General features: G+C 68.6%; 8 protein-coding genes. 4 read left to right on the forward strand and 4 right to left on the reverse strand.

What is annotated here, in order from left to right:
* Positions 1-27 precede the first annotated feature (27 nt).
* Positions 28-8,268, forward strand: a complete 8,241-nt coding sequence (locus tag ACJ8AT_RS38765) for an immunoglobulin-like domain-containing protein (RefSeq protein ID WP_407743027.1) — start codon at positions 28-30, stop codon at positions 8,266-8,268.
* A 55-nt stretch (positions 8,269-8,323) separates the two neighbouring features.
* Here ACJ8AT_RS38765 and ACJ8AT_RS38770 read toward each other — a convergent pair whose 3' ends face one another.
* Both ACJ8AT_RS38770 and ACJ8AT_RS38775 read right to left on the reverse strand, forming a co-directional pair.
* The gene (locus ACJ8AT_RS38770) at positions 8,324-10,084 is read right to left on the reverse strand and encodes an ABC transporter ATP-binding protein (protein WP_407743028.1); all 1,761 of its coding nucleotides are present in this window, start codon (positions 10,082-10,084) and stop codon (positions 8,324-8,326) included.
* 106 nt (positions 10,085-10,190) lie between these two features.
* Entirely contained in the window at positions 10,191-11,060 is an 870-nt protein-coding gene (locus ACJ8AT_RS38775) for an AAA family ATPase (protein WP_407743029.1), read from the reverse strand.
* A gap of 147 nt (positions 11,061-11,207) precedes the next feature.
* On the opposite strand from ACJ8AT_RS38775, the gene ACJ8AT_RS38780 reads away from it, so the two are divergent.
* On the forward strand, positions 11,208-15,212 hold the full coding sequence (locus ACJ8AT_RS38780) for a TOMM system kinase/cyclase fusion protein (protein ID WP_407743030.1): 4,005 nt from the start codon (positions 11,208-11,210) through the stop codon (positions 15,210-15,212).
* A gap of 51 nt (positions 15,213-15,263) precedes the next feature.
* On the opposite strand, the gene ACJ8AT_RS38785 is transcribed toward ACJ8AT_RS38780, so the two are convergent.
* Complete coding sequence (locus ACJ8AT_RS38785) at positions 15,264-16,424, reverse strand: amidohydrolase family protein (RefSeq protein ID WP_407743031.1); 1,161 nt, start codon at positions 16,422-16,424, stop codon at positions 15,264-15,266.
* A gap of 9 nt (positions 16,425-16,433) precedes the next feature.
* Positions 16,434-18,647, reverse strand: coding sequence for a TOMM precursor leader peptide-binding protein (locus ACJ8AT_RS38790; protein WP_407743032.1), 2,214 nt, complete (start codon positions 18,645-18,647; stop codon positions 16,434-16,436).
* 253 nt (positions 18,648-18,900) lie between these two features.
* On the opposite strand from ACJ8AT_RS38790, the gene ACJ8AT_RS38795 reads away from it, so the two are divergent.
* Together ACJ8AT_RS38795 and ACJ8AT_RS38800 are read left to right on the forward strand one after the other, a co-directional pair.
* Positions 18,901-19,248, forward strand: a complete 348-nt coding sequence (locus ACJ8AT_RS38795; protein ID WP_407743033.1) for a hypothetical protein — start codon at positions 18,901-18,903, stop codon at positions 19,246-19,248.
* 160 nt (positions 19,249-19,408) lie between these two features.
* Positions 19,409-20,815 (forward strand): SagB family peptide dehydrogenase, encoded by a 1,407-nt coding sequence (locus ACJ8AT_RS38800; RefSeq protein WP_407743034.1) that lies wholly within the window; start codon positions 19,409-19,411, stop codon positions 20,813-20,815.

Consider the following 20,815-nt stretch of genomic DNA (forward strand, 5'->3'; position numbering starts at 1 on the left):
AACAAGGTGCTGATCCTCGGCAGCAGCGTGGCCGACGGACTGAACAGCCCCGAGGCCCAGGCGGTCTATGCCTGGGGGCTGACGCCCCAAGTGGTGACGCCGGCGCAGTGGCACGACATGACGGCCGATCAGTTCATGTCCTATCAGGCCCTCATCATTGGCGATGCGGCGTGCGAGGCCGGCCCGGCCGCATACCAGGTGGCGATCGACACCCGCGCCACCTGGGGCGCCATCGTCGACGGCGACGTGGCCATCGTTGCCGCGGCCCCGAGCTCCAACGGCCAGATTGATCTGGTGACCAGCGCCGTCAACTTCGCGCTCAACACCGTGCAGTACCGCACGGGCATGTACATCGCGCTGGGCTGCGCCTACAACAGCGCCCCGCCCGACAAGGTGGTGGATCTGCTGGAGCCGTTCGGCACCTTCAAGGTGCAGGGCCTGTCGACGTGCGCCGACAGTGGGCACATCTTCCAGATGAGCAACGATGTCATCTCCCGGAACATGTGGGACGCGTTGCTCGTGGGGAACGACGGGTGTTCGACGGGTACGGTGTTCACCACCTATCCGGATCGCACCTTCTCGTATGTGGCGCTGGCGCAGAACTACGACCCCTCGGTGCCCATTCCCGGCCAGAAGGTCTATAGCGATTTCACTATCGACTACGGCAACGAGACGCCCGTCGTGGGCACGCCGTATGTCCTGGTGCGCGGCGCCGCGCCCTACGGCGGTGGCTGCGGCTCGCCCGACTGGATTCCTTCGGGTGAGGAGTGCGACCTGGGCGACGGCATCAACGGCGCGCCCGCCAGCGGTGGACAGCCGCCCAGTGAGACGTGCTCGTGGTCGTGCCGCCAGCACTGGTGCGGCGATGGCCATGTGGACACGGAGTTCGGTGAGGAGTGCGACGATGGCGTCAACAACGGCCGTGACCTGTCCCTGGTCGGCGCCCCGGTCGGCGCGTGCTCCTCGTTCTGCAAGATCCCTCATATGCCGTCGGCCCATCCGCCGGTCGCGGTCTGCGCGAACAGGACGGTGTCGGCGACGAACCAGTGCGGCATGACGGCCGACATCAACGGCGGCTCGAGCGATCCAGATGGCGATCTGGTGGGCTGCGTGCAGAGCCCGGCCGGGCCGTACAACATCGGCAACACGACGGTGACGCTGACGTGCACGGACCAGAAGGGCAACTCAAATGCGTGCTCGGCCACGGTGACGGTGCTGGACAAGGTGGCGCCGGTGGTGACGCTCACCGCGCCGGTGAACCAGTCGCTGGAGTGCACCAAGGGCGGCACGTACACCGACCCGGGCTACAGCGCGAACGACATGTGCTCGGGCCCGCTGCCGCAGAGCAGCGTCACGAAGACCGGCACAGTGAACGTGGCAGTGCCCAGCGCCTATACGCTGAGCTACTCCGCCACGGATCCGGCCGGTAACCGGTCCCCGACGGTGACGCGCAACGTGACCGTGGCCGACACGCTGGCGCCCGTCATCACGGCCCCCGTAGCCGGCCCGGTGGAGTGCGGCGTGATGGGGTATACCGATACGGGCGTCACGGCCAACGATCAGTGCGAAGGCGACATCACCGCCAAGATCGTGAAGAGCGGCTCGGTGAACACCGCCGTGGTTGGTAACTACCCGCTCCAGTACACCGTGTCGGACACATCGGGCCACGCCGCGCAAGCGACCCGCACCGTGCCTGTGCGCGATACGATCAAGCCGACCGTGACGCTCAATTCCCCGGTGAGCCAGACGGTGGAGTGCGGTGGCACGTATACGGATCCGGGCGCCACGGCCTCGGACCTGTGCGCCGGGACGCTGGTGGCGTCGATCAACAGCAGCACGATCAACATGGCCGTGCCGGGCTCGTATGTCATCAACTACAAGGCGACGGACCCGTCGGGCAACGCGGGCGTCTCACCCGGCCGCTCGGTCACGGTGCAGGACTCGCTGGCGCCGAAGCTGACGCTGGTGGGCTCGGACAACGTGCCGTTGGAGTGCGCCGCGACATTCACTGATCCGGGCGCCACGGCCAATGACCAGTGCTACGGCAACCTGACCAGCTCCATCGTCAGGACGGGCACGTTGGACAACAAGCTGCTGAACACGCCCCAGACGCTGACCTACAACGTCAAGGACGCGAAGAACAACGCCGCGACTCCGGTGACGCGTACCGTGACGGTGAGCGACACGCAGGCGCCGTCCGTCACCATCTCGGGCGCGCTGAGCCAGATGGTGGAGTGCGGTAGCTCGTACACGGACCAGGGCGCCACGGCCAACGACGCATGCGCTGGCGTGCTGCCGGCGGTGGCCACCTCCACGCCCAACGCGAACGCTCCGGGTAACTACGCGGTGAGCTACACGGCGACGGACCCGTCCGGCAACGTGGGCACCTCGTCCGGCAGCCGCACGGTGACGGTGGAGGACTCGCTGCCTCCGACCATCACCCTCAATGGCCTGGCCACCCTGCCGCTGGAGTGCGGCTCGACCTTCAACGATCCGGGCGCCACTGCGACGGATCAGTGCGTCGGCAACCTGAATGTGACGGTGGCCGGTGGCGTGAACAACAAGGCCCCCGCCGACTACACGCTCACCTACAGCGCCAATGACGGCAGCGGCCACATCGCCTCGACCGCTCGCACGGTGAAGGTGCGCGACACGCAGGTGCCCACGATCACAGTGCTGGGCGCGACGGACCAGACGTTCGAGTGCGGCTCGACGTACACCGACCCGGGCGCCACGGCCAATGACGCGTGCGCCGGGAACCTGACGTCCGCCATCCAGACGACCCAGTCGGGCGACACCAGCTCGACGGGCCAGTTCACCATCCAGTACAGCGTGACGGATCCGTCGGGCAACAAGACTGTCTCGCCCACGGTGCGCACGGTGCACGTGAACGACGACGAGGCGCCGATGCTGGCACTGCTGGGGCCGTCCACCCAGTCGCTGGAGTGCGGCTCGCCGTACACCGACCCGGGCGCCACCGCCAGCGACGCGTGCTTCGGGAACATCTCCAGCCGCATCACGAAGACCGGCTTGGTCAACAACATGGCTCCGGCCAACTACCAGGTCACCTACAACGTGACGGATCCGGCGGGCAATGCTGCTCCGGCGGTCCACCGCACGGTGAACGTGTCCGACACGCGGGCTCCGTCCATCACCGTCCTGGGGCCGCTCACCCAGTCGGTGCAGTGCGGCAGCGGCGCGTACGCCGATCCGGGCGCCACGGCCTCTGACGCGTGCGCGGGCGACCTGACGGCCGCCATCGTGAAGACGGGCAGCGTCAACTCCGGCGCTGCGGGCAGCTACACCATCAAGTACAGCGTGGCTGATCCGTCGGGCAACTCGGTCACCTCCTCCGACGTTCGCTCCGTCACGGTGGTGGATGAGCTGCCGCCGAGCATTGCCCTCAACGGCTCTCCCAGCCCCGCGCTGGAGTGCGGCACGCCGTTCAGCGATCCGGGCGCCACGGCCAATGACGCGTGCGCGGGCGACCTGACGGCCCAGATCCTCAAGACGGGCACGGTCAACGAGAAGGTGCCGGCCGTCTATCCGCTGCGCTACAGCGTGACGGATCCGTCCAACCACACGGCGACGGTGGACCGCACGGTGACGGTGAGCGACACGCTGCCGCCGACGCTGGCCCTCAATGGCTCGGCGACGCAGGTGGTGGAGTGCGGCTCCAGCTACCTGGATCCGGGTGCCACCGCGACGGACGTGTGCGCGGGCAACCTGGACGCCGCGGTGACGGTGTCTGGCTCGGTGAACGCGGCCGCGGTGGGCAGCTACAACCTCACCTACAACGTGTCGGACACGGCGGGCCACGCTGCCGCGGCCGTCACCCGCGCGGTGCAGGTGAAGGACACGCAGAAGCCGACCATCTCGGTCACCGGCCCGCTCGATCAGACGTTCGAGTGCGGCTCCACCTATACGGATCCAGGCGCCACGGCCTCTGACGCGTGCGCCGGGAATCTGACGGCCGCCATCGTGGCGCAGCGCTCGGGCAACACCAACCAGCAGGGCCAGTTCACCATCACCTACAGCGTGACGGATCCGTCGGGCAACAAGACTGTCTCGCCCACGGTGCGCACGGTGCACGTGAACGACAACGTGGCGCCGACGCTGGCGCTCAAGGGCGCGGCCCTTGTGAACCTGGAGTGCGGCTCCGCCTATGCGGATCCGGGCGCCACGGCCCAGGACGTGTGCGAGGGCAACCTGACGGCCTCCATCACGACCAGTGGCACGGTGAACTCGGGCACGCCCAACGACTACACGCTCATCTACAACGTGGCCGACACGGCGGGGAACAGCGCGCCGTCCGTCAGCCGCAAGGTGCACGTGCAGGATACGCAGAAGCCGACCCTCACCGTGCTCGGCCCGGCTAGCACCACGTACGAGTGCGGCACCACCTACACGGATCCGGGCGCCACGGCCACGGACTCCTGCGCGGGTAACCTGACGTCGCGCATCGTCGCCACGCAGACGCCCAACCCGAACCAGCCGTCCAACTTCACCATCACCTACAGCGTGTCGGATCCGTCCGGCAACACCACGGTCTCGCCGGTGACGCGCACGGTGACGATGAACGACAACCAGCCGCCCACCATCTCGCTCAACGGCCCGGCCAGCCAGGTGTTCGAGTGTAGCTCCAACCCGTATGCCGACCCGGGTGCCACGGCGAACGACTCGTGCGTGGGCTCGGTGCCGGTGTCGGTCAGCGGCTCTGTGAACACGCGGGTGGCGGGCCACTACGTGCTCAGCTACTCGGCCCAGGACACGGCGGGCAACACCTCGCCTATGGTGACTCGCGACGTGCAGATCACCGACACGGTGGGCCCGGCCATCACGGTCAACGGCGGCATTGCCGTCACCGTCGAGTGCAAGGGCACGTATACGGATCTGGGCGCCACGGCCGAGGACGTGTGCTCCGGTCCGGCCCCGGTCACCACGGACAACTCCGTCACCACGGACGCCACGGGCTTCTACCTGGTGCGCTACTCCGCGACGGACGCCAGCGGGAACACGAACATGGCAGTGCGCAACGTGAACGTCACGGACACGCAGGCGCCGGTCATCTCGCTCAACCAGCCGATCCCGATGCAGCTCGAGTGCGGCAGCCCGTACGTGGATCCGGGCGCCACGGCGAGTGACGCGTGCCAGGGTGATGTGACCAGCTCGGTCTTCGTCGAGTTCAACGGCGTGGATAACAAGACCGAGGGCAGCTACATCGTGAAGTACCGGTCCCGCGATAACTTCGGGAACACGGCCCACGCGTCGCGTGACGTGCGGGTGAGGGACACCACGGCCCCGGTGCTCACGGTGGTGGGCCCGGCCACTGAGGAGATCGAGTGCGGCGTGCAGCCTGCGCTGGGGGTCACCGCCACGGACGCCTGCTACGGCGACCTGACGGCCAACATCGTGGCCACGCCGGCCACGCTGCCCAAGGTGCCGGGTGACTACACCGTCTTCTACTCGGTCACGGATCCGGCTGGGAACCGGGCCCTCAACGGCGCGTCACGCCATTTCACGGTGGTGGACCCGGCGCCGGAACTGCAACTCAATGGCGCAGACACCGAATCACTCGAGTGCGGTTCCTTCTATGCGGATCCAGGGGCCACGGCTTATGACGTGTGCTTCGGGGATGTCACCGACCGCATCACCCAGACGGGCTCGGTGAACACGAAAGTGCCGGTGAGCTACTCGCTGGCCTACAACGTGACAGGCCCCACAGGAGAGAGCGCTCCGCCGGTCTACCGTACGGTCAACGTGTATGACACGCAGGCCCCGTCGATCACCATCCTTGGCCCGCTTGACCAGCAGTTCCAGTGTGGCAGCGGGCCGTATGTGGATCCGGGCGCCCTGGCCACCGACACGTGCGCTGGAGATCTCTCGGCCGCCATCGTCACGACCGATACGGTGAATCCTCGGGTGCCGGGCCACTACACGGTCGTCTACAACGTGGCGGATCCCTCAGGTAACACCGCACCCGCAGCGAGCCGTACGGTCGAGGTGGTCGATGATCAGCCTCCCGAGATCGCTTGCCCGGGTCCCACGGTCGTTGAACTCTTCGAAGGCGAGGAGGCCACTGTCACCCTCGAAGCCGCTCGGGCCACAGATGCATGTGATCCAGAGGTGCGGATCTCCGGCCCCACGCAGACGCGCTTCCCGCTGGGCACCACGACGGTGACGTACACGGCGACGGATGCTTCGGGCAACACAGCGACCTGCTCGTCGACCATCACCGTGCTGACAACCGCTCCGCCCGACACGTTCATTGTCTCCAGTCCTCCCGACCAGACCGAGGACGCGGGCGCGACCTTCGTGTTCGACGCCACGAAATCCAATGTGACGTACGAGTGCAGCCTGGACGGCGCCGACTTTACGCCGTGCCCGGCCAGCACCCAGTTCACCGAGCTCGCCGAAGGCAAGCACACCCTACAAGTGCGCGCGAGAGACAGTGCGGGCCAGGTGGACCCGACCCCCGCCGCGGCCTCCTGGACGGTGCTGCCTCCTGCGCCGATTGGGAGCCCGGATCGTGACTTCCTCGGAGGTGGGCGTGGCTGTTCATCCACGGAGGGCGGCCCGTCCTGGCTGGCGATGCTGGGGCTGGGGCTCTTCGTGGCCCTGCGCGCCCGGAAGCGGACGGGCACGCGGGTGCTGGCCCTGGCCACGTTACTCCTCGAGGCCAAGGCCTTCGCGCAGCCCCAGCCCGTGCCCTCGTTCGAGCTGGAGCTCCTGAAGCTCAACCCCAGCGGCACGGGCTCGCTGGTGCTGGGGACCGGCGAGCTGTTGCCAGCGGGCGCCTATCGTCTCTCCCTCACCACCTACTATGAGAAGGATCCCCTCGTTCTCTTCCAGGACGGCGCGCGGCTGGGCGCGGTGGTACGGCACCGAGCCACGGCCCAACTGGCGGCTGCCTATGGCTTGTGGGGCAGGGTCGAGCTCGGAGTGCAGCTCCCCGTGCTCCTTCTCCAGCGAGGCGATGATCTCACGGCCCAAGGCGTTGCCCCACCCGCAGGAGGCCCGGCGCTCGGCACGCCTCTGCTCACCTTGCGGGCGAAGCTGCTCGCCGAGCGAGAGCAGGATCCAGTGGATCTCTCGCTCGGAGTGCAGGCCGGTCCTCCCTTGGGCCGAGGCACGGCGCTCGCTCGGGAGCTGCGTGCCACGCCCAGTCTCATGGTGGGCCGCCGCTTCGGCTTCCTCCGCGCCGGGGTCGACGCGGGCGTCCTGCTGCGCTCGCACACGATCCTCAGCCCGGACACGAGCATCCACGACGAGATCGGCCACGCGCTGCGCTTGGGAGCCGCCCTGGCCACCGTCGGTGAAGGTATGCGGGGCGAGCTGGCCGTCATCGCCTCGGTGCCCCTCTCGCGAGAGGGCTCGTCCGTCGAGACCCTGGTTGGTGCACGACTGCCATGGGGGGACTCGCTGGAGGCGTACGGCCTGGCGGGCCTGGGCTATGGCAATGCTCCGGGCACCCCCGACTTCCGATTGCTGCTCGGGGTGGCCTACGGCCGCACCCACCCGGCTTGCGTCACGGGCGGCAGGCACCAGCCCCAGTCTTGCCCGGACCTCGACGATGACGGCGATGGAGTGAAGAACCGCGACGATCTCTGCCCACTTGAGCCCGGCTCCATGGACAACCAGGGCTGCCCGCTGAAGGACACGGACTCGGATGGCATCGCGGACGGAGTGGATCGCAGCCCGGCGAAGGACTCGGACGCTGATGGAGTGCTGGACGCGGAGGATGCCTGTCCCGCCGAGGCCGGCATCCCCGAGATGCACGGATGCCCCGCCAAGGACACGGACACCGACTCGGTGCTGGACCACCTCGACAACTGCCCAGAGGTGGCAGGCCCCGTCGAGAACCACGGCTGTCCCGCCAAGGAGAAGCAACTGGTGGCCATCCAGAAGGGCCGCATCGACATCCAGGACACGGTCCACTTCGAGTTCGATCAGGCCACCATCCAGCCCCGCTCCTTCCCGCTCCTGGATCAGGTGGCCCAGGTCCTCGTCGAGCACCCGGAGATCCTCTCGGTGACCATCGAAGGCCACACGGATGACCGAGGCTCAGCCGAGTACAACCGCGACCTGTCCCAGCGGCGTGCGGAGTCCGTCCGTGACTACTTCGCCCAGAAGGGGGTGGCTCGCGAGCGCATGGAGCCCAAGGGCTTCGGCAAGGAGCGCCCCGTTCAGCCCAACACCACCGAGGAGGGCCGCGCGGCCAATCGCCGGGTGGAGTTCATCACTCGCTACGTCCAGGCCGTCCCGTGAGGAAGGGGGCCCTCGCGGGGCTCCCCTGGGGGTGCCTGAGGAGGCGAAGGGTCGCTCAGGCGGCCACGAACTGCCGCTCGACGAGCCGGCGGTAGAGGCCGTCCTGGCCCATCAGCGTGGAGTGGCTGCCGCTCTGGACGATCTTTCCGCCCTCGAGCACCAACACCCGGTCCGCGCCCATGACCGTGGAGAGCCGGTGGGCGATGATCAGCGTGGTGCGGCCCTTCATCAGCCGCTCCAGCGCGTCCTTCACCAGATGCTCGCTCTCGGCGTCCAGCGCGCTGGTGGCCTCATCGAGGATGAGCAGCCGCGGATCCTTCAGCACCGCGCGGGCAATGGCCACGCGCTGTTTCTGGCCGCCCGACAGTTGCACGCCGCGCTCTCCCACCAGCGTCTGGTAGCTCTCCGGGAAGCGCGTGATGAAGTCGTGCGCGTTGGCGGCCCGCGCCGCCTCCTCCACCTCCGCGTCGCTGGCGCCCGCCTTGCCGTAGCGGATGTTGTCCGCGACGGAGGACGAGAACAGCAGCGGCTCCTGGGCCACCACGCCGATCTGCTGGCGCAGCCACTCTGGATCCAGCGCCTTCAGGTCCTTGCCGTCCAGCAGGATGCGGCCGCCCTGCGGATCATAGAGCCGGCCCAGCATCGAGGCGATGGTGGACTTGCCCGCGCCGGAGGGGCCGACGATGGCCACCACCTCGCCGGGCTCGATGTTCAGATCAATGCCCTGGAGCACCGGCACGTCCGCACGCGCGGGGTAGCTGAAGTGCACCTCCTGCAGCTGCACGCGGCCCTCGGTGCTGGCCAGCCGCTCGCCGCCCGAGGCAGGGATGGCAGGCGGGCGATCCAGCAGCTCGAACACGCGCTCGGCCGCGCCCGAGGCGCGCATGAAGTCCGCCCAGAGATCCGTCAGCGCGCCCAGCGCGAACGCGACGGTCGTCGAGTACAGCATGAAGGACGCCAGTCCACCCACGGTGAGCACGCCGTTCACCATCAGCCGGCCGCCGTACCAGAGCACCACCACCGAGGCCGCGAAGCCGCCGAAGGAGGCAATGGCCATGAAGGTGGAGGACTGACGGATCCGGCGCCGCGAGATCTGGAAGGACTTCTCCACCGCGCTGGTGTAACGAGCCACCTCGCTCTTCTCCGCCGCGAAGGAGCGCACGGTGCGCACCCCGGACAGGCTCTCCTCGGCCACCTCGTTCGAGACCGCCAGCGCGTCCTGCACCTCCTTGGAGAGCTTGCGCACCCGCCGCCCGTAGATCACCCCGCCCACCGCTACCGGCGGCACCACGGCCAGCATCAGCAGGCTGAGCCTGGGCGAGGTGTAGAAGAGCATCCCAATGCCGCCGAGGGCTTGCGCCACGTTGCGCAGCACCATGGAGATGTTGGTGCTCACGGTGTTCTGCAGCACCGCGGTGTCCGAGGCGAGCCGGTTGGTGAGCTCGCCCGTCTTGCGCTCGTCGAAGAAGGCCACCTCTTGCGACATGAGGCTGGCAAAGAGCTTCTGCCGCAGCCGCGTCACCACGCGCTCGCCCGCGGTGGAGAAGAGGTAAAAGCGTAGCGCCATAGCCACCGACTGGATGGCGACGACGGCTCCGATCCCCAGCGCGGTCTGATCGATCAACGCCCGATTCCCGGCACTTGCCGCGTCGATGATCTGGCGCATGGCTAGGGGGTAGAGCAGGCCCATGAGGGCGCCGATGACAAGGAAGAAGGAGCCGACACCCAAGGTGGGCACTTCCGGCCGGGCCAGACTGAGCAGCCGGCGCAGCGTCACCTTGGGAGCAACACGGGGGGACTTGGGGGCTTTTTCCACGCGGCGCAGCCTAACCCGAGTGTGCCGGGGGCGCAGCGGTTCGTGGGCAGAGCGTGCTGCCCTCCGAGCGGTGGGCTGCTAAGTCCGCGAATCGCTTACGCAAGCCTCACGAGGGCTCGGAGGAGGAGCGGCCACGCCACTCCGGCGATTCCTGGAGCGAGGTGTTCACTCGCACGGAGCCATCCTCCGTCGAGCGCGAGAGCAGGCGCACCTCCTCCGGCTGCACGAACTCGAGCAGCTCATAGGAGTGCGTGGCGAGGAGGACCTGGACGGGAGGCGTCTGCGGTGTGCCGACGGTGAGCCGCCGCAGCATGTTCATGACCTCGCGCAGCATGCGGGGGGGCAATCCCCGCTCCGGCTCGTCGAGGGTGAGCACGTCCGGGAGCGGTGTCTGGTGGGGAAGGACGAGGAAGGCGAGCAGGAGCAGCGCGCTGTCGGCCACCTGCCAGGGGGTGAACCACAGGCCCGGCTGCCAGCGATCCTGGAAGCGGAGCTGCTGTGAGCGCGGCCCTGTCTGGTGCACGGCTACGTCCCCGATGTGCGGCACCAGCCGGCAGAGCTGTTCCACCACGGTCTCCCGCTGCGCGGGCCCCAGCGAGGCGAACACGCTGGCCAGGTTGTCTCCGTTGGGGCTCAGCGTCGTGGCCCGCCCCAGCGAGCTGTCCTCTCGCAGCGCGCGCAGCTCCAGCGCCAACCCTTGCACCGCATGGCCATGCATGGACCACGAGTCGAGCTCGACGATGGGGAACGACAGGCGCACCTGCTTGCCGTCCGTGAAGGTCCACTGCAGGGAGATGGGCTGCGTCGCATCCAGGCGCCAGTAGTCCGAGTGCTCACACGCCATCCGGTATTGCATCCCCTCGAGCACCGAGGTCTTCCCCGAGCCGCTGGGCCCCACCAACACCGTCAGGGGCGTCAACGACAGCTCAAGCTCCCGCAGGCAGCGGAAGTTCTCGAAGCGAACCGAGCGGATCATCGGCTCCGCTCCACGTGTAGGACGCAAACCCAGCTTTTCACGGAAGTCATTACAGCCATGACCTATATTTTACATCGGACTGAAATTCTCATCTACTGGGGTTGAGGGGTGAGGCTGTACCCACCGTGTTCCCAGAAGGACATCATCTTGGATCCCATCGTCACGGGCACTGTGTTTCAGGAGCGTTACGAGGTCGTCTCCAAGCTGGGCGAGGGAGGGTTCGGCCAGGTCTACCGGGCGCGGCAGCGCGTCACCCACCATGAGGTGGCGATCAAGGTCCTGCGGACCCTGCATACGACCAATGACACGCACATCGCGCGCTTCCAACGCGAGATGCAGCTGTGCGCTCAGCTCTACCACCCCAATATTGTACGGCTGATCGACTCGGGGAAGGCGGAGCCGGATCTGCTGTACACCGTCTTCGAGTACGTGCCGGGACGGACCCTCACGGAGGTGCTGGCGGCCGAGGGCGCGCTGCCGCCGTGGGAGGCCGCGCAGCTGATGCTCCAGGTGCTGGATGCGCTGGCCTGCGCGCACAACAAGGGGGTGATCCACCGCGACCTCAAGCCCCAGAACATCATGGTCACCACCACGGGCGTGCGGCGCAACGCCTTGGTGCTCGACTTCGGGCTGGGCACGCTGCCCTCGGAGAACCAGGAGGATCTGGCGAAGATCACCCAGACGCGCGAGGTGCTGGGCACGCCCACCTACGCCGCGCCCGAGCAGCTCCGGGGCGAGCCCGTGACGGCGCTCGCGGATCTCTACTCGTGGGGGCTCATCTTCCTGGAGTGTCTCACCGGGCGCCGCGCGGTGGATGGGGCCACGCTGCAGCAGATCATCTTCAAGCAGCTCGGGCCCGAGCCCATCTCCATCCCCTCGTGGCTCGAGAACCACCGGCTCGGCCGGCTCCTGCGGAAGGTGACGAACAAGAACCCCGAGCTGCGGGACATCTCCGACCCGAACGTGATGCGCGAGCTGGAGGCCTGTACCTCCGAGGCCTGGCCGGTGAACGAGGCCGGAGCGCGGCCGCCCACGCCTTCCCAGCTCCCGGCGCCGGACACGCTCCCCGGGATTGCCGAGGGCGAGCGCCGCCAGCTCACCGCCGTCTGTTGTAGCCTCCGCCTGTCCGAGCAGGGCGATGCCATGGACGAGGAGGATCTGGACCGGCTGCTGAGATCGCTGCACGCCAGCTGCGCCGAGATCGCCCGCCAGTATGACGCGCACGTGGGCAGTGTCCTGGGCGAGTGGATGCTGTTCTACTTCGGCTACCCCCGGGCGCAGGAGGATGACGCCCGGCGTGCGGCCCGCGCGGTGCTGGAGATGAGCGCGCTCATGGAGCAGCAGGCCGCGGAGCTGGCCCAGAAGCACAAGCGCCGCCTGGACTTCCGGGCGGGCATCCACACGGGGCTGGTGATCAGCCAAGGGAACCGAGCCGGCGCCTATGGGAGCCTGCCCTCGCTGCTGGGCACCACGCCCAACCGCGCGGTGCGGCTGGAGTCACGGGCCGAGCCGGGCTCCATCCTCGTGAGCGAGGAGACCTCGACGCTGCTCCGTGGCCACTTCGCCTTCGAGCCCGCGGGGGAGAGCAACGGCGGCTCCGCCCGGCCGGTGTTCCGGCTGCTCCACGAGTACAAGGGGCCGGCCATGCCTCCGTCCCAGGTCGGCGTGCTGTATGGCCGGGAGCAGGAGCTGGACTACCTCCAGCAGCGCTGGTGGAAGGTGAACGCGGGTACGGGGCAGAGCATCCTCCTCACGGGCGAGCCGGGCATCGGCAAGTCGCGGCTGGTGCAGGAGCTGATCCGCCACGTTCGAGGCACACCGCACACCGTGCTCGAGGTCCGCTGCGTCCCGGAAGGCCGCAACAGCGCCCTGTCCCCGATGGTGGATCTGCTGGAGCGGCTGCTGGGCGTGAGCCGGGACTGGACGCCGGCGCAGACGATCTCCGCGCTCGAGGCGCTCCTGTCTCAGCACGGCTTCGAGCTGAAGGAGGCCATGCCGCTGTTCCTCGGGCTGCTCTTCGTGAAGGGGAGCGCGGACCGCTACCCCGCGCCGGATGTCTCGCCGCAGATGACCAAGGAGCGGACCCTCGATGCGCTGGCGGGCCTCTTCTTCGAGATGGCCCAGCAGCAGCCGCTGCTGCTGCTCGTCGAGGATCTGCAGTGGGCGGACCCGACGACGCTGGAGCTGCTCTCCCACTTGGTGAAGGACGTCTCCAGCGCCTCCATCTGCCTGCTGCTCACCGCGCGCCCGGAGTTCACCGTGTCGTGGGCGACCGCGCACCACCTGCAGCTCAGCCGCCTGGACCGCAAGCGCATCGAGGAGATGGTGGGCGGGCTCGTCCAGCACAGGGCCGTGCCGCCAGCGGTGCTGGAGCAGCTGATAAACCGCACGGACGGCGTGCCGCTCTTCGTGGAGGAGCTGACCCGCATCGTCGCCGAGGCGCTGCCCAAGCGGGGGGAGACGCCCTCGCGCTCGTGGACGCTCTCGCAGATTGTCATCCCCACCACGCTGCGGGACTCGCTGATGGCGCGCTTGGATCGGCTCGGGCCGGCCAAGGAGGTGGCGCAGCTCGCCTCGGCGCTGGGGCGTGAGTTCAGCTACGAGGTGCTCAAGGCCATCTCCCTGCGCGAGGAGCCCGTGCTCCAGCAGGAGCTCAAGGCCCTGGTGGACGCGGATCTCGTGCACCGCCGGAGAGGCGCGCGCAACCCCACCTATCTCTTCAAGCACGCGCTCATCCGCGACACGGCCTACGAGTCCATGCTCCGGCCCGTGCGCCGCCAGGTGCATGCGCGCATCGCCGCCACGCTGGAGGCACACTTCCCGGAGCTGGTGGAGACGCGCCCGGACCTGTTGGCCATGCACCACTCCCAGGCGGGCCAGAAGCGCGAGGCGATTGGCTACGCCCAGAAGGCCGGCATGGCGGCGCTCATGCGCTCGGCCAACCAGGAGGCCATCGCGTACATCACCGAGGCGATGTCCTGGCTGGACGTGGCGGAGGATCCGCGCGAGCGGGCCCAGCTCGAGCTGGGGCTCAATGGCGTGCTCACCCCGGCGATGATGGCCATCAAGCTCTGGTCCGACGCGAGCATCGGCGCGCTGGTGGAGCGCTCCCAGCAGCTCGTCGACATCCTGGGAGACAGCCCGCAGACGGTGCCGACCCTGTGGGGCGTCACCCTCTTCCACCTCACCCGAGGCAACCAGCTCCGGGCCCGGCCGCTGGCCGAGCGCCTGGTGTCCATGGCGAAGCAGGCGGGCAGCACCGAGCTGGAGATCATGGCCCAGAACGCGCTGGGCAACAGCGCCTTCACGTCGGGCAAGCTCGCCGAGGCGCTCGGGTACTTCGAGCGGACGCTCTCCGTGTACGAGCCCTCCAAGCACCAGGCGCTGGCCAGCCTGTACGGGCAGGACGCGCGGAGCTGGAGCGAGGGGTTCGTGAGCTGGGCGAAGTGGCTGATGGGCTACCCGGATCAGGCGGAGGCCCACTCCAAGCGCTCGCTCGAGTGGGCGCAGGAGATGAAGCACACGAGCAGCATCGGGCTCGGGTACCTCTATCGCCTCAACGTCATGCAGTGGCGTGGAGAGCGGGAGAAGCTCATCGAGGTGGCCAACGCCGGTGAGGAGTTCCTGAAGCGGCACGGCCTGCCGATGCACGCCCTGTACTGCCAGCTGTTCCGAGGCTGGGCGGCGGGGGATGCGGAGCTGCTGCGCCAGGCGAACACCACCCTCCAGGGCGCCGGGCTGGAGCTGGGAAAGACGTACCACAGGCTCCTGCTGGCGGAGGTGGAGCTGGAGGCAGGCCGGCACGATGTCGTGCTCGCCATGGCCGACGAGCTCATCTCCTGGGGGCACGCCAACGCCGAGCTCTACGTGATGGCGGACTTGATGCGCCTCAAGGGCCTCTGCCTTCGCGCCCGGGGTGAACACGCCCAGGCGGAGGCCGTGCTCCGGGAGGCCATCGGGACCGCTCAGGCCCAGGGCGCGAGGATGCTGGGGCTCAGGGCCGCGATCGCGTTGGGCGAGCTGCTGCGCGAGCGAGGGCGGCCGGCCGAGGCCCGGGAGCTCCTCGCGCCCCTGTTGAAGGAGTTCACCGAGGGCTTTGACACGCCCAACCTCGTTCAGGCCAAGGAGCTGCTCGGGCAACTGACCGCCTGACCCGGAGCGGACTCCAGGCGGACAAGGCTCCCAGGCGCCGCGGCACCTGGGTCAGCCGCTCAGCCCGTAGTACCGGGCCGGGTTCTCCCAGAGGATCTTCCTCATCGCCTCCTCGGGCAGCGCCGAGCGCAAGCCGATCAGGTGCTCCACGATGTCATCCCCATGGTCGGCATGGGGGTAGTCGGTGCCGAACAGGAGGTTGTCGGCGCCCAGGTGCCGGATGACGTCCGCGATGCCGGGCTCCTCGGGCTCGACGCCGATGAAGCACTGGCGGCGGAAGTACTCCGAGGGCTTCATGCGCACGTTCTCCGCCACCTCGCCCGCCATGAACTTGTAGGAGTTGTCCAGGCGCCACAGCCAGAAGGGCAGCCAGCCGCAGCCGGCCTCGAAGAAGCCCACCCGCAGGCGTGGGTGGCGCTCCAGCACTCCGCCCTCGATGAGGGTGAGGATCGCCAGCATCTGCTCCAGCGGGTGCGAGGACGCGTTGTGCGCGAAGCGGGTGCTGAAGCGATCCGCGCCGGCGGTGGGCAGCCGCGCGTGCGTGCCCTCATGGAGCGAGACGGCGATGGAGAGGCGCTCGCAGGTGGACCAGAAGGGCTCATAGTCCGGGTGGGCCAGGGTCCGGCCGCCCACGGGGTTGGGAGGCACCACCACCGCCTTCCACCCGAAGCTGGCGATGCGCTCCACCTCCGCTGGCAGCGCCTGAGGCTCGTGCAGACAGAGGGCGCCCACGCCGCGCAGGCGCTCGGGAGCGGCGCGGCAGAAGTCCCGCAGCCAGTCGTTGTAGGCCCGAGCGAAGGCCGTGGCCCGAGCCGGCTCCATGCCGTCAATGCGCAGCAGGAACAGGCCGAACGAGGGATAGAGGAAGGCGAGATCCAACCCCGACTCCTCCATGGCCTGCAGGTGGTGCGAGGGCGTGACGCCGGGAGAGTAGGCCCCGGTCCGCTGGGCGAGCCCCCAGGCCACCTCCACCATGGCGCGCTCCGTCACCCCGTTCCACGCGGGCTTCCCATCGAGCATCAGCGTGGGGATGGCGGGCAGCAGCCCCTTGGCGCCCAGCCGCGCCACGCGCTGCTCCAGGGACTCCTCCGGCACGATGACCTTCTCGTAGGGCGCGCCCTCCTTGTACTGAGGGGGCAGATACTCCTTCCACATGTCGATGGGCTCGACGACGTGGCGGTCCGCATCCAGGATCCGAAGACCTTCACGCATGGGTGGCTCCTACAAGAGGATGGGGACGGGGTTGAGCTGCGCCTCGGTCAACGGGCTGGAGCGCCAGCCCAGCTTCACGGGCACGTCGTAGAGGCGCCCGGGCGCGAAGCGGGGCCAGAAGTGGCGCAGCCCCGGCACGGTGACCTTCACCACATGCAGGTCCACGTCCGGCCGCGTCAGATCCAACACCAGCGTCTCCAGCCCCGCGCGCTCGGCCTTCGCCACGCACGTGCGCACGTCGTCCCGGAGGTCCACCTGCTGCGGAGGCTTGGGGTAGTCCGCCAGCGTCCGCGGGGGCACCGTGTCATCCGGGTGGAGGAAGGACGGATCCTCCATCTTGAACTCCGCCCAGGGAGACCTCGCCTTGTCGCTCGGATCGAAGATCTGGTTGAACTCGGTGAGCGAGCGCTGGAGCGCGATGCGCGCATCCAGGTGGGCCCCAAAGCCAATGCAGTACGCGCCCGTCCGGCTCGACATCCCCAGCGCGACGAAGGTGGGGATCTCCAGATCCTGGGTGAGATCCAACGCCCACACCCGCCACTGCTGAGAGCGGTAGTTCTCCTGCAGCGCCTGGAAGTAGGGATCCTGGAAGCTGCTCAGGTCCACTCCCGGCCGGCGCAGGCGGTTGTACCACCAGAGGCCCACCGCATCCCGCTCCGCCAGCTCCAGGAAGCCCTGGAGGATGGCCTCCTCCAGGCAGTTGCCGGCCGCCGTGCCGTTGGAGTCCCCGGTGCTGAAGCGCGCGTTGGGCGGGGCGGGGTAGCGGTTGTAGCAGAACGAGGTGGGCAGGTACCGCCGGCGCTCGTGCGTGAGGGACCAGACCGGAGTCCACTCCACCTCCACGCGCTCGTCGAACGGCAGGGGGATGCCCATGCGCTCGTGCTGGTGCCTCCGGTTGATCTCCTCGCGGTCCCGGTATTGTGCGGCACTGAACAACAGCAGCGCGTGTGGATGGTATGCAGCCTCTCCCAGCTCCGAGAGGCGCGCGCTGAGGCGGGGCTCGTCGCCCTGGAACAGCGAGCTCCAGCGCTCGATGCCTTCGCCGAGAGCGCTGGCGCGGGACTGGGCAGGGGTGCGCCCCTTGCCGAGGCTCATGGCGTGGAACTCGGTGAAGTGGGGCGCCTTCGAGGGCACCGGGCAGAAGAAGGTGGAGGCGAAGACGGGGCGCAGCGGGTGGGTGCGGGACTCGAGCGGCGCCAGCGTGCAGAGGGCTCCGGTGAGCGGGCTGAGCTGGTGCTGGAGGCGCGCGAAGGTCTGCTCGGGCGTCACGGTCCGGAAGCCATTGTCCTCGGTGAAGCCCCGGGGGCGAGACTCCAGCACCACGGGCTTCTCGCCGCGCTTCCTCAGCAGCTCCCCATCGCCGCACACGGGGCACTGGGGCCGCCGCACCACGGGGTGCTCGGTGAGCTGGAAGCGGGACAGCTCCAGCGAGAGCAGGGTGTGGCCCAGCGAGCCCTGCTTGCCGGAGGCGATCCACCGCGCCAGCGCCAGGGCAGCCAGCTGCATCCCCGCCTGGAGGCTCGCGGGCACCTCCGCGCGAGGGGGAAGCAACGGGCCCGCGTGGCCCTTGTGCTCGCGCAGGAAGCTCTCCACGGGACGGTTCCACCGCAGGCGCTGCGCGAGGCAGGCCCAGCACGGACCCTCATCCGGGCGGAACACCGGCCCCATCCACGGCATGGCGCCCGAGGGCTTCACGAGGAACCAGGGCTCGTGCCGCTCCAGCGCCCGGCGGTTGAACGCCTCCAGCTCCGGCGTGAGGTAGTCCTGAACGAGGACCACGTGGAGCGAGGCTCCCTGCTGCACGGTGAGGCCCGCGCCGCGCAGAGCCTCGATGAGGGGCGCGGGCTCTAGACCCTCCAGCGCATGCACGGCCACGGGAGTGGCTGAGAGCCGTGAGTGGGCCTCCGCAGGGCTCACACCCAAGGCCTGCCAGAGGGCGGCGCTCTGGGGGGGGAGCTCCGACCCAGACTCGGAGAGGTGGCCCTTCTTCTCCATGTGCGCGAGGGCATAGAGCACCTCGGGCGCGGAGACCTGTCCCTCGAGCGCGTCGATGAGCTGCTGCACGGAGCGGCGGCCGTCGAGCATCCCCGCCACGAGCACCTGGCTGCGCCCTGTCAACATGTATTGCTCACGCTCTGCCAGGAGGAAGGCCCGCTCCGAGTCGAGAACCTCCAGCCGGAGGTGAGCCTTGAACTGCATCACACGATTGAAAGGGTCGCTCATGGTGGTCACCGGTGACTCTAGCGAGTGCAAGCCATTGACTCATCGGGTCGGCGATGACCCGCGTACATGCATATGCGATGACTATCCGTTTGCTGGTGGGGAGAGGCGGGTGTCGCAAAGAGTTGCGCTCCGCGTATGAGTGTCAGTGATGTCGCAAGGAATTGAGGTCAACCGCTAGACAATATGATAAACTAAACGGGCGGCCGTGAGCAGTCCAACCCCTGCGGCCGCGAGCACAAAAGAGAGGGAAATCGTGATCACTACCAATAATGCAGCGAGCTCGATCCAGCAGTTCGGAAAAATCTGGCCGCAGTGCATCGCGCGTGCGTGGCAGGACGCGGACTTCCGTGAGGCGCTGAAGCGCGACCCCACGGGGACGATCCGTGAGTCCTACCAGTTCACCTTCCCCGAGGGCGTCAAGGTGGAGATCGTCGAGGGCCACTCGGCCGAGCAGTCCGCCCAGGCGGACACCCTGCGCATGGTGATTCCCCCCGCGCCGGCCATGGAGCTGCGTGAGGTGGCCATCACCGACGTCGAGAAGGGCATGGATGGCGCCAAGCCATACTCGCACTTCTCCGAGCACTTCACCTTCACCAGCTGACCCACCCCGGTCCAGCCCCGAGAAGATGTAGCGCCTGAGAGGACTCTCATCCGGGAGCTCTCCGGGCCCAGCGCTGGGTCCCCCTCCCAGCGTGTCTCTGCCTCGGTCATCTCCATCATGGAGAGCGGCCGGCCTCCGCTCTTCACATCCGAAGGCATTCATGGCTCTTCGTGAGACGCTTTCCCTGGCGCCCGGTGTCGCCCTGGCACGCACCGCTGATGGCCGGTGCGCGGTGGCCGGGCGCGTCCGATTGGAGTTGCCGCCCGTCTCTCCCGGTGTCACCGCCGCGCTCGAGGCCCTGGCCCAGGGTGGGCTGGGCTTGGAGGCGCTGGCCGAGCTCGCGGGCGGTGGCGGGCTGACGGACGCGGCCCTCTTCCATGGCCTGGTGGGCGCTCTGCGCGCGCATGGGGCGCTGGCCCGCGGTCTCTACCTCGATGAGGTGCTCCTCGCCCGGCTGGCCCCGGAAGGGGCCCATGAGCCCAAGGCCTCGGTGCGAGGAGATGTGCGTTACCAGCTCTCCCGCTTCGCCTTCAGCCGGAGGGTCGATGCGGGCCTGATGTTGGAGACGCCTCTGTCGTTGTCGAGCGTGTGGATGGCGACGTGGCATGGCCCGGCGCTGCTGGGAATGCTTGCCACGCCGAGGCGTCCCGCCGAGCTGGCGGAGGCAGTGCCGGGCATCCCCGGAGAGGCCGCGGCCGCTTTCCTGCGCATGCTGCTGGAGGCGGGAGTTTTGGTGGAGGCCGGAGCCGATGGCGTCCCCATCGAGCCCGAGGCGCTCACCACCTGGGAGTTCCACGATCTGCTGTTCCATGGCTGGACCCGCTGGGGACGGCACGAGAAGGGCTACGGTGGCGCCACCTATCGCTTCCGGGGCCGGCGTCCGCAGCCCGGAAGGAAGCCGCTGCCCTCGGGAGAGCCGGTCCCCCTGCGGCGGCCCGAGCTGGCCGAGCTGAGCCAGCGTGACGGCTCATTCACGGCGGTGCTGGAGCGCCGCCGCACGGTCCGCAATCAGGGCGCGCGGCCGGTGACTCGGGAGCAGCTGGGTGAGCTGCTCTATCGCGCCGTGGGCCTGAGACATGCGGACCTGGCGGACCGCGACCAGAAGGAGGCGCGTCCGTATCCTTCCGGCGGAGCCATCTACGAGACCGAGGTGTATGTCCTCGTCCACCGCTGCGAGGGGCTGGAGCCGGGGTTGTACTCCTATCGGCTCGAGGAGCATGCCCTCTATCGCGTGGAGGCTCGGGCGCCGGAGCTGGAGCGGATGCTGAAGCTGGCCGCCGGGAGCATGGCGCGCACCGTCCTTCCCCAGGTGCTGCTCGTACTGACCGCCCGCTTCGAGCGCATGGCCTGGAAGTACGAGACCATGGCCTACGCGGCGATGCTCAAACACGTGGGGGTGATCTTCCAGACGCTGTACTTGGTGGCCACCGCCATGGGGCTCGCGCCGTGCGCGCTGGGCAGCGGCGCGTCGGACCTGTTCGCTCGCGCCACGGGGTTGGATCCGCTCGTGGAGGGCTCGGTGGGCGAGTTCGTGCTGGGCACTCGCCAGGACTCGGAGCGCTCCTGA

It is taken from the genome of Hyalangium sp., from assembly GCF_045802625.1.
In the GTDB taxonomy this organism is placed as follows: Bacteria; Myxococcota; Myxococcia; order Myxococcales; family Myxococcaceae; genus Hyalangium.